15 protein-coding genes are annotated in these 14,480 nt (G+C 69.1%); 9 read left to right on the top strand and 6 right to left on the bottom strand.

Annotated features, from left to right (window positions below; all coding sequences use genetic code 11):
- The first annotated feature begins 81 nt into the window (after positions 1 to 81).
- The 9 genes from kstR to AB0H54_RS16070 all read left to right on the top strand — a co-directional run bounded on the left by kstR (position 82) and on the right by AB0H54_RS16070 (position 9,599).
- On the top strand, positions 82 to 696 hold the full coding sequence (gene kstR / locus AB0H54_RS16110) for a cholesterol catabolism transcriptional regulator KstR (RefSeq protein ID WP_218720591.1): 615 nt from the start codon (positions 82 to 84) through the stop codon (positions 694 to 696).
- Positions 697 to 1,008: 312 nt separating this feature from the next.
- On the top strand, positions 1,009 to 3,579 hold the full coding sequence (gene otsB / locus AB0H54_RS16105; protein ID WP_357346211.1) for a trehalose-phosphatase: 2,571 nt from the start codon (positions 1,009 to 1,011) through the stop codon (positions 3,577 to 3,579).
- Between the two features lie 87 nt (positions 3,580 to 3,666).
- Complete coding sequence (locus AB0H54_RS16100; protein ID WP_357346209.1) at positions 3,667 to 4,092, top strand: hypothetical protein; 426 nt, start codon at positions 3,667 to 3,669, stop codon at positions 4,090 to 4,092.
- Positions 4,093 to 4,570: 478 nt separating this feature from the next.
- Positions 4,571 to 4,804 carry a hypothetical protein gene (locus AB0H54_RS16095; protein ID WP_357346608.1) on the top strand — a complete coding sequence of 78 codons (234 nt, stop codon included), beginning with the start codon at positions 4,571 to 4,573 and terminating at the stop codon, positions 4,802 to 4,804.
- A gap of 93 nt (positions 4,805 to 4,897) precedes the next feature.
- Positions 4,898 to 5,761 (top strand): zinc ABC transporter substrate-binding protein, encoded by an 864-nt coding sequence (locus AB0H54_RS16090; RefSeq protein ID WP_357346607.1) that lies wholly within the window; start codon positions 4,898 to 4,900, stop codon positions 5,759 to 5,761.
- Positions 5,762 to 5,766: 5 nt separating this feature from the next.
- Positions 5,767 to 6,618: an ATP-binding cassette domain-containing protein gene (locus tag AB0H54_RS16085; RefSeq protein WP_357346206.1), complete on the top strand. Its 852-nt coding sequence runs from the start codon at positions 5,767 to 5,769 to the stop codon at positions 6,616 to 6,618.
- Positions 6,618 to 7,484 carry a metal ABC transporter permease gene (locus AB0H54_RS16080; RefSeq protein ID WP_357346204.1) on the top strand — a complete coding sequence of 289 codons (867 nt, stop codon included), beginning with the start codon at positions 6,618 to 6,620 and terminating at the stop codon, positions 7,482 to 7,484. The genes AB0H54_RS16085 and AB0H54_RS16080 overlap by 1 nt, the downstream gene beginning before the upstream one ends.
- A gap of 63 nt (positions 7,485 to 7,547) precedes the next feature.
- Positions 7,548 to 8,720: an acyl-CoA dehydrogenase gene (locus AB0H54_RS16075; protein WP_357346203.1), complete on the top strand. Its 1,173-nt coding sequence runs from the start codon at positions 7,548 to 7,550 to the stop codon at positions 8,718 to 8,720.
- A gap of 78 nt (positions 8,721 to 8,798) precedes the next feature.
- A complete protein-coding gene (locus tag AB0H54_RS16070) occupies positions 8,799 to 9,599 on the top strand; it encodes an enoyl-CoA hydratase-related protein (RefSeq protein ID WP_357346201.1) in 801 nt (266 codons plus the stop codon).
- Positions 9,600 to 9,602: 3 nt separating this feature from the next.
- Here AB0H54_RS16070 and AB0H54_RS16065 read toward each other — a convergent pair whose 3' ends face one another.
- From AB0H54_RS16065 to carD, 6 genes are all read right to left on the bottom strand, one after another.
- The gene (locus AB0H54_RS16065) at positions 9,603 to 9,881 is read right to left on the bottom strand and encodes a DUF4190 domain-containing protein (RefSeq protein WP_357346199.1); all 279 of its coding nucleotides are present in this window, start codon (positions 9,879 to 9,881) and stop codon (positions 9,603 to 9,605) included.
- A gap of 50 nt (positions 9,882 to 9,931) precedes the next feature.
- Complete coding sequence (rlmB, locus tag AB0H54_RS16060) at positions 9,932 to 10,915, bottom strand: 23S rRNA (guanosine(2251)-2'-O)-methyltransferase RlmB (RefSeq protein ID WP_357346197.1); 984 nt, start codon at positions 10,913 to 10,915, stop codon at positions 9,932 to 9,934.
- Entirely contained in the window at positions 10,915 to 12,318 is a 1,404-nt protein-coding gene (cysS, locus tag AB0H54_RS16055; protein WP_357346196.1) for a cysteine--tRNA ligase, read from the bottom strand. Before cysS ends, rlmB begins: the two co-directional genes overlap by 1 nt.
- 132 nt (positions 12,319 to 12,450) lie before the next feature.
- Positions 12,451 to 12,918, bottom strand: coding sequence for a 2-C-methyl-D-erythritol 2,4-cyclodiphosphate synthase (gene ispF, locus AB0H54_RS16050; protein WP_194825602.1), 468 nt, complete (start codon positions 12,916 to 12,918; stop codon positions 12,451 to 12,453).
- A complete protein-coding gene (gene ispD / locus AB0H54_RS16045; RefSeq protein ID WP_357346194.1) occupies positions 12,915 to 13,649 on the bottom strand; it encodes a 2-C-methyl-D-erythritol 4-phosphate cytidylyltransferase in 735 nt (244 codons plus the stop codon). The genes ispF and ispD overlap by 4 nt, the downstream gene beginning before the upstream one ends.
- 1 nt (position 13,650) lies before the next feature.
- On the bottom strand, positions 13,651 to 14,139 hold the full coding sequence (gene carD, locus AB0H54_RS16040) for an RNA polymerase-binding transcription factor CarD (protein WP_019044685.1): 489 nt from the start codon (positions 14,137 to 14,139) through the stop codon (positions 13,651 to 13,653).
- Positions 14,140 to 14,480 lie beyond the last annotated feature (341 nt).

Below are 14,480 nucleotides of genomic sequence, written 5' to 3'. Positions count from 1 at the left end.
CTAATATCCGGGCCGGGTGTAAGTCAAGAGACCTACACTTGGCCCGTGTTTTCAGGCGCTCGCAGCGAAAGGGTTTCCACGATGGACAGTCCGGCCCCCACGCCCACCGTGACGACACTGTCCGAGGACGAGCTGAGCTCCAACGCGCAGCGGGAGCGCCGCAAGCGCATCCTCGACGCCACCCTGTCGCTGGCCTCCAAGGGCGGCTACGACGCTGTTCAGATGCGCGCGGTGGCCGAGCGGGCCGATGTCGCCGTCGGCACCCTGTACCGGTACTTCCCGTCCAAGGTGCACCTGCTGGTCTCGGCGCTGGCCAGGGAATTCGAGCAGTTCGAGGGCAAGCGCCGTCCGCTACCCGGCGACGGCCCGTCCGAGCGCATGCACGGCCTGCTCACCCAGATCACCCGGATGATGCAGCGCGACCCCCTGCTCACCGAGGCCATGACGCGCGCGTTCATGTTCGCCGACGCCTCGGCCGCCGCCGAGGTCGACCGGGTCGGCAAGGTGATGGACCGGGTCTTCGCCCGCGCGATGAGCGACGGCGAGCCCGACGAGCGTCAGCTCGCCATCGCCAGGGTCATCTCCGATGTGTGGCTGTCCAACCTCGTCGCGTGGCTCACCCGCCGCGCTTCGGCGACCGACGTCACGGAACGGCTCGAGCTCACGGTCGACCTGTTGCTGGGCGATCGCGGATAGACCACAAATCACCCACGCCCGTTGACACGCGTCGGCTGCGCGTCTTCCCCTGAGAAGATGCATAGCCGACGTCGCATATGCGGAACCATGCATCTACCAGCCCCGCGGGCCTCCCCGACCGGCCCGCGGGCCCGATGAGCTCGGCGAACACGGTCCGCCCCGATGGGCGAAAGGCCCGGAATTAGCGGCGCGGTCGCGAGCAACCGGCCGACACCCGAGCGCACAACCCGCCGCGCCGCTCGCGCGGCAAAATTGACGCAGTATTGTTTTTCGCGCCCCCTGATCAACTCCTCCCATCACTAGGTTGGATGCGTGAGCGCACAGGATCTGCCCTTGGATGTCCGCCGTGCACTGGCGTCGGTTGCGCGCGTGCCACGGCTCTTGGTTGCCTCGGACTACGACGGGACTATTGCCCCGATCGTGTCCGACCCCGCGAAAGCGTTTCCCCAACGGGAATCGGTCAGCGCCTTACGCGCGCTGGCGGGGTTGGCCAACACGACCGCCGCGGTGATTTCCGGTCGGGCACTACGCGATCTGGCCGCGCTGTCGCGCCTGCCGGTCGAGGTGCAGCTGATCGGTAGTCACGGTTCGGAGTTCGACGTCGGCTTCGTGCACGCGATCGACAACGACGCCAAACAACTGCTCGCCGAAATCCAGACCGCGTTCGCGCAGATCGCGGCCGAGAACCCCGGTGTGACCGTCGAGTCGAAACCGGCAAGCGCCGCACTGCACGTGCGCAACGCCAGCCCCGAGATCGGCAGGCGCGCACTGAATTCCGTGCGCCAGGGCCCGGCCTGCTGGGTCGGCGTCCAGGTGACCGAAGGCAAGGCGGTGATCGAGCTCGCGGTGATTCCCACCGACAAGGGCACCGCGCTGGACACCATCCGGCATCAGGAAAGCGCCTCGGCCGCAGTGTTCTTCGGTGACGACGTCACCGACGAGAAGGCGTTCCGGGTGCTGTCGGGTCCCGACGTCGGCATCAAGGTCGGCGACGGCGAGAGCCTGGCCAAACTGCGGGTGAGCTCGACCGAGGACGTGGCGCGCGCGCTGGCGTTCCTGGTGGAGGAGCGCCGGACCTGGCTGGCCGGCGCCAGCGCGCCCCGGATCGAGCGGCTGAGCATGCTGGCCAGCCCGCGCTCGGTCGCGCTGCTCACCCCCGACGCGACGGTCACCTGGTTCTGCCACCCCGAGCCGGATTCCGCGGCGGTGTTCGCGCACCTGCTCGGCGGCGCGGGCGCGGGCCACTTCACGGTGGCGCCGGAGCGGGCGGGCCTGCCGCTGTCGCAGCGGTACGTGGACGGCACGATGACCGTCCAAACCCGCTGGGCCAGTTTGCAGGTCACCGATTACCTGCCGCACGACGTCGCTCCCGACCGCACCGACCTGACCCGGGTGATCACCGGTGACGCGAAGGCTGTCGTGACCTTCGCGCCGCGACCGGAATTCGGCCAGGTGCCGGTGCGCATCGAGGCGGTGCCCAACGGCCTGCGGGTCAGCGGCACCAACGATCCGATGGTGCTGCGCTCGCCCGGCGTGGAGTGGGAGATCTCCTCCGACGGCACCAACGAGCAGGCACGCGCCGTCGTCGATCCGGCCAGCGCGCCGGTGATCCTCGAATTGCGCTGCGGCACCGCCGATCTGGCCCCCTCGATGACGCCGGAGCACCAGCGCCGTCAGCTGGCCGAGCAGTACTGGTCGCAGTGGGCGGCCGGGCTGCAGCTGCCGCCGCTCAAGCCGGATCTGATGAAGCGCTCCGCGCTGACCCTGCGCGGGCTCGTGCACCGCCCGTCCGGCTCGATCCTGGCGGCGGCCACCACCTCGCTGCCCGAGGACATCGGCGGCGTGCGCAACTGGGACTACCGCTACTGCTGGCTGCGCGACGCCTCACTGACCGCGCAGGCACTGGTGACGCTGGGCTCGCTGACCGAGGCCGAGGAATTCCTCGGCTGGGTGCACCGGGTCCTCGACACCCTGCCCGGCCCGGAGCGCCTGCACCCGCTGTACACGATCTACGGCGAGACGCTGCCGCCCGAGGCCGTCATCGACCTGCTGCCGGGCTACGCCGGTTCGCGGCCGGTGCGCGTCGGCAACGCGGCGAACATGCAGGTGCAGCTCGACGTGTTCGGGCCGATCGTCGACCTGATCACCTCGATGGCGCACGAGCGGGAACGTCAGGGCGCGGTCGAGGCGGTCAAGGCACTGCCCGACGCCGACTGGGAACTGGTGCACGCCATGGTCTCGGCGGTGCAGCGGCGCTGGACCGAACCCGATCACGGCATCTGGGAGATCCGCGGCAACCCGCGCCACCACGTGTACTCGAAGGTGATGGGCTGGCTCACGATCGATCGCGCGCTGACCCTGGCCGCGCGCTTCGACCGGCCGGTCGATCCGGAGTGGGCGACGCTGCGCGACATCATCTCCGAGGAGGTGAAGGCGAAGGGCTGGAACGAGGAGGTGCAGTCCTACACCGCCGCCTACGACGGCACCGACCTCGACGCCGCGACGCTGCACATCGGCCTGAGCGGGCTGATCGACCCGGCCGACCCCCGCTTCGCCGCCACGGTGGTCGCGACCGAGGCCGAGCTGCGCAGCGGCGCGACGGTCTACCGCTACCACCACGACGACGGCCTGCCCGGCGGCGAGGGCGGGTTCCACCTGTGCGCCGCCTGGCTGGTGGAGGCCTACCTGCTCATCGGCAGGCGCTCCGACGCCGAAGCGCTGTTCGCCCAGCTCGTCGCGGCCGCCGGGCCGACCGGCCTGCTGAGCGAGGAGTACGACCCGGTCGCCGAACGCTCCCTCGGCAACCACCCCCAGGCCTACAGCCACCTCGGCCTCCTGCGCTGCGCCCAACTGCTCAGCCAGCCCGCCGACGTCCTGGTCTGACGGATCACCACAAAGCCGGGCTCGGACTCCGAGCCCGGCTTTTCCGTGTGGTTCGTACTGGTCCGCCGCACCAGAGGAGATACCACGATGCCATCCGCTGATGGCTACACCGATACCGTGAGCAGCGCACTCGAACGTTCCATGAGCGCAAATACCAGCGTAAGAATCGATGCAATAGAGAAGCTCGCTCCATGGGCCAGCCAATCGGCCGTACTGGCCAGGCTCAGCGACATGCTCCATGACCAGAACGTGACCGTGATGATCGACGCCACGGAGGCCCTGGCTCGAAACGGGGGAAAGGTCGGTATCCGAGCCATCGCGGCCGAGATCGGCCGGACTCCCGACGACCCGGATGCCGACTACATCATGTACAAGATCGAGGAACTCGAAGCGCTCGGCGAAGTGCCGATCTTGGACACTTTGAGATCGTTCGACGTCCTCGCAGAGACCGACGATTTTCGCGCTGGGCTGGCCCAGATCGAGCGTTGCATGGGACATCATAACCCCCGGTGACCAGCCGGATCGCGACTGCGGCAACAGCGACGTCGGCGGTCACCGACCGGTTCACGGAGCCATCTACATCCTGCCGCAGCGACTTGACCCTCGCGGACCTGAAAACGCCGATCGCCTTGACGAGCCGGGCGATCTTTGCGGGACAACTACGAAGCATGCATGGGAACAAGTGGAGCGGAGACTACCGTTAGCGAATTTCATGTTACAGACGTATTTTGGATGAGCTCCATAAGCAAGCACTTCATTGTCGGCAGGATGGTCGGAGTATTTGAAATCGGGCAGAGCGTTACGCTTCGCCAGCAGGATGGAACCACAGTGCCAGGCATTCTCGAAGCCATCAACCTCCACCGGCAGAAGCCAGGTTTCTGCACGCTTGTCTTTTCGGAATCAATATCAAATAGGGTGCAGCCGGGTGATCTCATTCACGATTGAGAACTCAGATCGATCCCGGATCGTCTAATGACCCCTGGTGATCCAGATGCCGAGTGACCACGAGGTCGGCTTGCTCGACACCAACATCATGATCCTGCGTCGGTGGATCGACCCGGCGCACCTGCCCGATGCCATCGCGATCAGCACGGTCACCCTGTCAGAACTGTCGGCAGGCGCACACGAAGTACGCCGCGACGACGAGCAGGACCAGGAGCCAGCCCGGACTTCGGGCCCAGATTTCCGTGTGGTTCGTACCGAGTACTCGTTCCTGCTAAAGTAAAACGGTAACGATTTCCATTATGATCTAGGGCACAGCTCCCCGTGCCTGATCGAGCACGGCCAGGAGTACCGCGTGAACAGTCGATTCGCCCGCATGTGTGCCGGTCTCACGGCGGGAGTGGCGGCCGCGGTCGTGCTCACGGCCTGCGGGGGCAGCTCGAAGGACAGCGACGGTCTCTCGATCGTGGCCTCCACCAATGTGTGGGGCTCCATCGCGACGGCGGTCGCCGGGCCGGATGTGCAGGTCACCTCGATCATCAGCGATCCCGCGGCCGACCCGCACTCGTTCGAGACCTCGGCGACCGATACCGCCAAGATCAGCGACGCCGATCTCGTGGTGTTCAACGGCGGGCACTACGACGAGTTCATCGAGAAGGCCATCTCGGGCAAGAACAAGCGGACCGTCGAGGCGTTCGAGCAGCGGACCGACAAGAGCGACGACAACGAGCACGTCTGGTACGACGTCACCACCGTCGCCGCGGTCGCCGACCGGATCGCCGCCCAGCTCGGCGAGGTCGACGCCGCCAACGCCGCCGCCTACACCGAGCGCGCGACCGCCTTCAAGAACCAGCTGATCGGCGTCAGCACCATCACCGGCACCATCGCCACCCAGCACCCGAACGCGCCGGTCGCCCAGTCCGAGCCGCTCGCGCACTACCTGCTGCTGGCCGCGACCGCGCAGGACAAGACCCCGCACGAGTTCCAGGAAGCGATCGAGCAGGAGACCGACCCGGCGCCCGCCGCGGTCGCCGCCACCCGCGACCTGATCACCGGCAAACAGGTCAAGGCGCTGATCTACAACACCCAGACCCAGGACAAGATCACCCAGGACCTGCGCACCACCGCCCAGAGCTCGGGGGTCAACGTCGTCGAAGTCACCGAAACCCTGCCCGCCGGGGTCGATTACATCCAGTGGCAGACCGCGAACGCCAAGGCGCTCGCCGCGGCGCTGCGCTGATCGCCATGTCCACGACCGAGGGAGCGGCCCCGCCCGCCGCGCCGATCGCCCCCGCCGACCCCGTCGGCGGGGCCATCCGGCTGCGCGGGGCGAGCCTGTCCTTCGGCGAACGCACCCTGTGGCGCGATCTCGATCTCGATGTGGCGCCAGGGGAATTCATCGCTGTCCTCGGCCCCAACGGCTCCGGCAAGACCTCGCTGCTGCGCGTCCTGCTCGGCCTGCTGGAACTCGGCTCGGGCACCGCGGAGGTCGCGGGCGCGCCCGCCGGGGTCGGCAATCCGGGCATCGGCTATGTGCCGCAACAGAAGACGATCGACGCCGGCGTGCAGCTGCGCGGCCTCGATCTGGTCGGGCTCGGCGTCGACGGGCACCGGTGGGGACTCGGCTGGCGTGGCCGCCGGGAGCGGGCGCGCAAGGTCGAGGCCGCCGTGGCCGCGGTCGGCGCGCAGCGTTTCGCGCACGCCCCGCTGGACACCCTCTCCGGCGGTGAGCAGCAGCGGCTGCGGGTCGCGCAGGCGCTCGTCGGCGACCCGGCGGTATTGCTCTGCGACGAACCACTGCTCAGCCTGGACCTCGCCAATCAGCGGCTGGTCGCCGAACTCGTCGACAAGCGCCGCCGCGAACACGACACGGCCGTGCTGTTCGTGACCCACGAGATCAACCCGATCCTGCCGATGGTCGACCGGGTGCTCTACCTGGTCGACGGCGAATTCCGGATCGGCACCCCCGACGAGGTGATGACCTCGGCGACGCTCTCGGAGCTCTACGGCACCGAGGTCGAGGTGCTGCGGGTGCGGGACCGGCTCGTCGTCGTCGGCACCGGCGACGACATGGACGCGCTCGGCGGTACCGCCTGATGGACAAGCTGAACAAGGTGCTGCACCAGATGTTCGACCTCGGCACCACCGCCGACCTGCTCACCTACGACTTCGTCCAGCAGGCGCTGCTCGCGAGCGCGCTGCTCGGGCTGCTCGCCGGCCTGATCGGGCCGCTGATCGTCAGCAGGCAGATGTCGTTCGCCGTGCACGGCACCAGCGAGCTCTCGCTGACCGGCGCGTCGGCGGCGCTGCTGGCCGGTGTCGGCGTCGGGATCGGCGCGATCGCCGGTTCGGTGGTCGCCGCCGTCCTGTTCGGCTGGCTCGGTTCCCGTGCGCGGGAACGCGATTCGGTGATCGCGGTGGTGCTCTCGTTCGGCCTCGGCCTGTCCGTGTTGTTCCTGTGGCTGGCACCGGACCGGGCCGGCTCGAAGTTCTCGCTGCTCACCGGCCAGGTCGCCAGCGTCGGCTACGACGGGCTCGCGCTGCTGGTCACCTGCACCGCGGCCGTGCTCGCCGTGCTCGCGGTGATCTACCGGCCGCTGCTGTTCGCCAGCTCCGACCCCGAGGTCGCGGTGGCGCGCGGGGTGCCGGTGCGGGCGCTGTCGGTGGTGTTCGCGGTGCTGCTCGGCATCACCGCCGCCTTCGGCGTGCAGATCGTCGGCGCGCTGCTGGTGCTGGCGCTGCTGATCACCCCGGCCGCCGCGGCGGCGCAGCTCACCGCGAGCCCGCTGCGGGCGACGGTGCTGTCGGTGGTCTTCGCCGAGGTCGCGGCGGTGGGCGGACTGCTGCTGTCGCTGGCGCCCGGGGTGCCGGTGTCGACCTTCGTCACCGGAATCTCGTTCACCATCTATCTGGTGTGCCGGTTCGTCGGCCACCGCAATCGGCGGCTGGCCACCGCCCGCTGAAATTTGGTGCCACTTGGGGCCGAAATTGCCCGAACCGGGGCGCGGGCGAGCAGACTACACAGCATGATCGACTTCGCCGTCCCGGAAGATCTGGCCGCCCTGCGGGATCGAGTTCGCGCCTTCGTCGCCGAACAGATCGTGCCGTTCGAACGCGATCCGCGCCTCACCGCGCACGGTCCGACCGACGACCTGCGCGCCGAACTCGTCGACCTGGCCAGGGCCGAGAAGCTGCTGACCGTCCAGGCCCCGGTGGAATACGGCGGGCTCGGCCTGTCCCATGTCGAGCAGGCGGTGGTCTACGAGGCCGCGGGCTGGTCGACGCTCGGCCCGGTCGCGATGAACTGCGCCGCGCCCGACGAGGGCAATATGTTCCTGCTCGGCAAGGTCGCCGACCCGGACCAAGTGGACCGATACCTGATGCCGATGATCCGCGGCGAACAGCGCTCGGTGTTCGCGATGACCGAACCCGACGGCGCCGGCTCCGACCCGGGTCAGCTGCGTACCGAGGCGGTGTTCGACGGCGAGAACTTCGTGATCAACGGGCGCAAGTGGCTGATCACCGGCGCCGACGGCGCCAAGACCTGGATCATCATGGCCCGCCTCGCCGAGAACCCGCACCTGCCCGCCGGGCCGACGCTGTTCCTCGCCGACGGCGGCACCGAGGGCATCGTCATCGAGCGGATCATGAACACGATGGACCGCAACTACGTCGGCGGGCACGCCGTCGTGCGGTTCGAGAACCTGACCCTGCCGCCCTCGGCCGTGCTCGGCCGCACCGGGCAGGCCCTGCGCTACGCCCAGCTGCGGCTGGCGCCCGCCCGGCTCACGCACTGCATGCGCTGGCTCGGCGCGGCCGAACGGGCGCAGCACATCGCCGTCGAGTACGCGCGCACCCGCACCGCGTTCGGCAGGCCGATCGGCGAACACGAGGGCGTGTCGTTCATGCTCGCCGACAACGAGGTGGCGCTGCACCAGTGCAGGCTGACCATCTGGCACAGCTGCTGGCTGATGGATCAGGGGCAGCAGGCCAGGCACGAGTCGTCGATGGCCAAGTCCTACGTCTCCGAGGAGCTGTTCAAGGTCACCGACCGCTGTGTGCAGGTGCTCGGCGGGATCGGGATCAGCGACGAGACGGTCGTGGAGATGCTGTTCCGGGACATGCGCGCGTTCCGCCTCTACGACGGCCCGACCGAGGTGCACAAGTACGCCATCGGCAAGCATCTGCTCCGCGAATGACCTCGGGCGCGGCAGGCCGGGCCACGCAAGCCACCGTCTCCGGCCGCTGACGCCCGCCCGCTAGTACCATTCGATCCCATGAGTTCGGAACTGCTCGTCGATGTCTCTGCCGGAGTCGCCGTGCTCACGCTCAACCGGCCGGCCCAGCAGAACGCCGTCACCCCGACGATGGCCGCCGAGCTCAGCGCGGCGCTGCGCCGCTGCGACAGCGAGGACTCGATTCGCGCCGTCGTGATCACCGGCACCGCGCCCGCCTTCTGCGCGGGCGCGGATCTGTCCGCCCGGGTCAACGGCGAGGTGACGCTGGACCCGCCGCCGTGGCAGGTCCGCAAGCCGGTGATCGCGGCCGTCAACGGCCACGCGGTCGGAATCGGGCTGGCCCTGGCGCTGCAATGCGATCTGCGGTACTTCGCCCGCGACGCCGTCTACGGACTCAGCCAGGTCCGCCGCGGCGTCCTCGCCGACGGCTACGCGCACTGGACCGTGCCGCGCCTGGCCGGGCTGGCCAACGCCGCCGACATCATGCTGACCGGACGCACCTTCGACGGCGACGAGGCCAAGTCGATGGGCCTGGCCAATGCCAGCTTGCCCGCGGGCGAGGTACTGCCCACCGCGATGGCGGTCGCCCACGACATCGCCAACGGGCCCGCTCCGCTGCCGGTCGCGCTGACCAAGCGACTGATCTGGGAGAGCCTCGGGATGACGCCAGCCGTCGTCGGGCAGCTCGAATCCGAGCTCAACGCGCACGTCGCCAAGAGCATCGACGGCGGGGAGGCGATGGCCGCGTTCAAGGAGCGCCGTCAGCCCAAGTGGACCGGCAGCATCAGCGCGGAATGGCCGGCCTGGGACGCCCCCGAGGAGCGCCCCAGCCTGGACTGAGGGTCAGAAGTTCCCGTTGCAGGAACCCGCGATGTAGAGCATCGCGAACAACACCATCAAGATGGTGCCGATGATGCCCGCGATGTACCCGATCAACACCTGGGAGCGCCCGGACAGGGCGCCGTAGGACGCGTCGATCTCGTTGAGGGCCCGCTTGCCGAGCACCCACGCGACCGGCCCGAAGATCCCGCAGCAGAACGGGCTGAGCAGCCCGAGCGTCAGGATCAGGTTGGCCTGCGGGTGCTCGACCGTCTCACCGATCGGCTGGTTGGGTATCGCCACGCATCGAATTCTACGGCGACAGAGCCGATTTGCCCGGAAACCGCGCGGGGTCAGCCCAGACGGCGCTGCCTGGCGATGTCGGCGAGGACCACACCGGCGGCGACCGAGGCGTTGAGCGACTCGACCGGACCGGCCATCGGGATGCTCAGGATCGAGTCGCAGTTCTCGCGCACCAGGCGCGAGAGACCCTTGCCCTCGGACCCGACGACGACCACCGTCGGCACGCTGCCGTCGAATTCGTCGAGCGGGGTGTCACCGCCCGCGTCGAGGCCGACGATCTGGAAGCCCTGCGACGCCCAGTCCTTCAGCGTGCGGGTCAGGTTGGTCGCCCTGGCGACGGGCAGGCGCGCCGCGGCGCCCGCGCTGGTCCGCCAGGCCACCGCGGTGACGCTGGCACTGCGCCGCTGCGGGATGACAACGCCCTGACCGCCGAACGCGGCGACCGAGCGGATGACCGCGCCGAGGTTGCGCGGATCGGAGATGTTGTCCAGCGCGACCAGCAGACCCGGCTCGCCGGAGGTCTTCACCCGGTCCATCAGGTCGTCCGGGTGGGCGTAGCGGTACGGCGGCACCTGCAGGGCGACGCCCTGGTGCAAACCGTTGGCGCTGAGCCGATCCAGATCGGTGCGCGGCACCTCGAGGATGGAGATGCCCATATCGGCGGCGCGCTGCACGCTCTCGGAGAGGCGGTCGTCGTTCTCGGTGCCGACGGCCACGTAGAGCGCGGTGGCCGGCACGTCGGCGCGCAGGCACTCGAGCACGGGGTTGCGGCCGAGCACCAGCTCGGGACCGTCGTCGGACTTGCGGCCGACCCGCGGCACCCCGGCCTTACCGGTCGGACGGGACTGCGCCGCTTTGGCTTTGGCGGCGGCCGCGGCGCGCTTGGCGGCGGGATGCTTGGTGCGGGCCTCGGCGGGCGGCGTCGCGCCCCTGCCCTCGAGGCCGCGGCGGCGCTTGCCGCCGGAACCGACGACGGCACCCTTCTTGCTGCCGCCCTTCCTGATCGCTCCGCGTCGCTGTGAATTGCCTGCCATCAGTTCGCCTTTCCGCTAGCTGCGCCCAGCGACCATTCCGGCCCCTGCGGGGTGTCGGTGACCTCGATACCCGCCGCCACGAGCCGATCCCGCGCGGCATCGGCCTCTGCCCAGTTCTTCTCCGCCCGCGCGCTCGCCCGGCGATCCAGCTCGGAGCGGACCAACACGTCGAGCGCATCCAGCGCCGCCGAGTTGTCGGCCGGGGTGTACCAGTGCGGGTCGAGCGGGTCGACGCCGAGGATGCCGAGCATCGCGCGGACCTGACCGGCCAATTCGGCCGCGGTCTCCACGGTGCCCGCCTCCAGCGCGCGATTGCCCTCGTGCACCACGTGGTGAATTTCGGCCAGCGCCTTCGGAATCGCCAGATCGTCGTCGAGCGCGGCGGCGAATCCGTCGGTCCATTTACCGATCGGGACCTCGCCGGCCCGGTCCAGCACGCGATGCACGAATGCCTCGATGCGCTGATACGAGGCGACCGCGTCGTCGAGTGCTTTGTCGGAGTATTCGAGCATCGAGCGGTAATGCGCGCTGCCCAGATAGAAACGCAATTCGACCGGGCGGACCCGGCTGAGCACATTCGGCACCGAGAGCACATTGCCGAGCGACTTCGACATCTTCTCCCCGCCCATCGTCACCCAGCCGTTGTGCAGCCAGTAACGGGCGAAACCGTCACCGGCCGCCTTGGACTGGGCGATCTCGTTCTCGTGGTGCGGGAAAATCAAATCCATGCCACCGCAGTGGATATCGAATTCAGGGCCGAGATAGAACTCGGCCATGGCCGAGCATTCCAGGTGCCAGCCGGGGCGGCCGGGGCCCCACGGCGACGGCCAGCTCGGCTCGCCCGGCTTGGCCGACTTCCACAGCGTGAAATCGCGCGGGTCGCGCTTGCCGCGGGTCGGGGTCTCGCCCTGGTGCACGTCGTCGAGTTTGTGGCCGGACAGCTCGCCGTAGTTCGGCCAGCTCAGCACGTCGAAGTAGACGTCACCGTCGGCGGCGTAGGCGTGACCGCGCTCGATCAGTCGCTCCATCAGCCCGACCATCTGGGTGATGTGGCCGGTGGCGCGCGGCTCGGCCGAGGGCGGCAGCACGCCGAGCACCTCGTAGGCCGCGTCGAAGGCGCGCTCGTGCGTGGCGGCCCATTCCCACCACGGCCTGCCCGCCTCGGCGGCCTTGTTCAGGATCTTGTCGTCGATATCGGTGACATTGCGGATGAACCGGACGTCGTAGTCGTGCGCGAGCAGCCAGCGGCGCAGCACATCGAACGCGACGCCGCTGCGCACGTGCCCGATATGGGGCTGACCCTGCACGGTGGCCCCACACAGATACACCGAGGCACGGCCGGGGACCAGCGGGGTGAATTCCCGCAGGGTCCGCGTGTCGGTGTCAAAAAGGCGCAAGGTCACGGCATTCGATCCTAGTCGGTGGGATGGTGGTGGAGATGACCGGCCGGTTCGTGGCTCGCCGTGGTTGTACCCCGGCGAAAGGAAGCGGCGAGAAGGCGTGGTGCGGCAGGAAATTTTCGGGGCCCGTGCGGGCTACGAACACGCCGCGATCAGACAGGTGGCGATGGCCGCGATGCCCTCGCCGCGGCCGGTCAGCCCGAGACCGTCCGTGGTGGTGCCGGAAACGGAGACCGGCGCGTCGAGCAGCTCGCCGAGCACTTTCTGCGCCTCGGCGCGGCGCGGCCCGATCTTGGGTCGATTGCCGATGACCTGCACCGCGGCGTTGACGACCTCGAAGCCCTCTTCGGCCAGCAGCCTACGGACCTCGGTGAGCATGGCGGCGCCGGTGACCCCGGCCCATTCGGGACGGCCGACGCCGAAGACGGCGCCGACATCACCGAGGCCGGCGGCCGAGAGCAGCGCGTCGCAGAGCGCGTGCGCGGCGACGTCACCGTCGGAGTGCCCGGCGCAGCCGTCGGCGTCGGGGAACAGCAGACCCGCCATCCAGCAGGGACGACCTGGCTCGATGGGGTGCACATCGCTGCCGATGCCGACTCTCATCGCGCGACCGCCTGCGCGGCACGTGGTGCGTCGACGGCGCCCTTATCGGCGCGCAGGGCGTCGGCCAGGCGCAGATCGAGCGGGGTGGTGATCTTGAAGGCGAGCGGGTCGCCGGCGACGGTGCGGACGGCGACGCCGAGGCGTTCGACCAGGCCGGCATCGTCGGTCGCGCCGACCTCGGTGGCGTACGCCTCGCGCAGCAGATCGGCGGCGAAGCCCTGGGGGGTCTGGATGGCGCGCAGGTGGGCGCGATCGGGAGTGCCGGTGACGACGCCCGCGTCGTCGACCGATTTCACGGTGTCGACGACCGGCAGGGCGGGCACGACGGCGGGACTGCCCGCGTGCAGCTCGGCGGCCACCCGCGCGATCAGCTCCGGTGGAGTGAGCGCGCGAGCGGCGTCGTGCACGAGGTAGAACGCGGCGTCGGGCGCGGCCGCGATCCCGGCGCGCACCGAATCGGTGCGCTCGGCGCCGCCAACGACGACCTGCACCGGCACAGGGGGCATCGAACCGCCGGTCAGCGAGGAGGTTGACAGCAGAGCGGACGCGGCATCGACCAGCTCGGCGGGCACGACCACGACGACCCGGTGCACCGCACCGGACGCGATCAGCCCGTCGACGGCCAGCCGGACCATAGGTGTGCCGCCGACCGGGACGAACGCCTTCGGGGTGGATTCACCCAGGCGCACGCCACGACCGGCGGCAGGGACCAGTGCTACGACAGGTCGCACTCTAGGAAGCCGCGGCGAGGACCTCGTCGAGCAGCGATTCGGCCTTGCCGTCGTCGGTGCCCTCGGCGAGCGCGAGCTCACCGACGAGGATCTGGCGAGCCTTGGCCAGCATTCGCTTCTCACCGGCGGACAGGCCGCGATCCTGCTCGCGACGCCACAGGTCGCGCACGACCTCGGCCACCTTGTTCACATCGCCGGAGGCGAGCTTCTCGAGGTTGGCCTTGTAACGGCGGGACCAGTTGGTCGGCTCCTCCGTGTGTGGCGCGCGCAGCACCTGGAAGACGCGGTCGAGACCCTCCTGGCCGACGACGTCACGGACGCCGACATATTCGGCGTTCTCCGCGGGAACCCGAACGGTCAGGTCGCCTTGCGCGACCTTCAGGACCAGATACTCTTTCTGCACACCCTTGATGGTGCGGGTCTCGATTGCTTCGATCAGCGCCGCTCCGTGGTGGGGGTAAACGACGGTGTCTCCGACCTTAAAAATCATGTGTCCCGTGCCCCTTTCGATGTTCACAGTTTAACATGCGACTCGATAACGGCGCGATCAACTGTGCAGGTCAGGGCCACAACGAGGCCATCGTAGGGGTTGACAACGCGGAATTGGTGTGCATTGTGTTGCGCCAGAACGGGTTAACCACCAGCACAGCGAGCCGTATCCGCGCCCCACTCCCCCGGCACCGATCCGGCAACCCCGTCCGAGACACCGAACTGTTACTTCCGCGCCCGCGCGTCGCGAGCCCGGACGCCACGCGCGCGAAGCGAACTACTACGCTGCCTAGTTACTACCCTCCGATCCGCTGTGTGGACGGAGTGAGCCCGGTCGACATG

Source organism: Nocardia sp. NPDC050718 (genome assembly GCF_040654235.1).
Classification (GTDB): domain Bacteria; phylum Actinomycetota; class Actinomycetes; order Mycobacteriales; family Mycobacteriaceae; genus Nocardia.
This window is presented reverse-complemented; position numbering and strand designations above follow the sequence as displayed.

Coding starts and splice junctions, on each gene's coding strand:
- kstR (WP_218720591.1), top strand. CDS start 82: ATGGACAGTCCGGCCCCCACGCCCACCGTGACGACACTGTCCGAGGAC.
- AB0H54_RS16100 (WP_357346209.1), top strand. CDS start 3,667: ATGCCATCCGCTGATGGCTACACCGATACCGTGAGCAGCGCACTCGAA.
- AB0H54_RS16095 (WP_357346608.1), top strand. CDS start 4,571: ATGCCGAGTGACCACGAGGTCGGCTTGCTCGACACCAACATCATGATC.
- AB0H54_RS16090 (WP_357346607.1), top strand. CDS start 4,898: ATGTGTGCCGGTCTCACGGCGGGAGTGGCGGCCGCGGTCGTGCTCACG.
- AB0H54_RS16085 (WP_357346206.1), top strand. CDS start 5,767: ATGTCCACGACCGAGGGAGCGGCCCCGCCCGCCGCGCCGATCGCCCCC.
- AB0H54_RS16080 (WP_357346204.1), top strand. CDS start 6,618: ATGGACAAGCTGAACAAGGTGCTGCACCAGATGTTCGACCTCGGCACC.
- AB0H54_RS16075 (WP_357346203.1), top strand. CDS start 7,548: ATGATCGACTTCGCCGTCCCGGAAGATCTGGCCGCCCTGCGGGATCGA.
- AB0H54_RS16070 (WP_357346201.1), top strand. CDS start 8,799: ATGAGTTCGGAACTGCTCGTCGATGTCTCTGCCGGAGTCGCCGTGCTC.
- rlmB (WP_357346197.1), bottom strand. CDS start 10,915: ATGGCAGGCAATTCACAGCGACGCGGAGCGATCAGGAAGGGCGGCAGC.
- ispF (WP_194825602.1), bottom strand. CDS start 12,918: ATGAGAGTCGGCATCGGCAGCGATGTGCACCCCATCGAGCCAGGTCGT.
- carD (WP_019044685.1), bottom strand. CDS start 14,139: ATGATTTTTAAGGTCGGAGACACCGTCGTTTACCCCCACCACGGAGCG.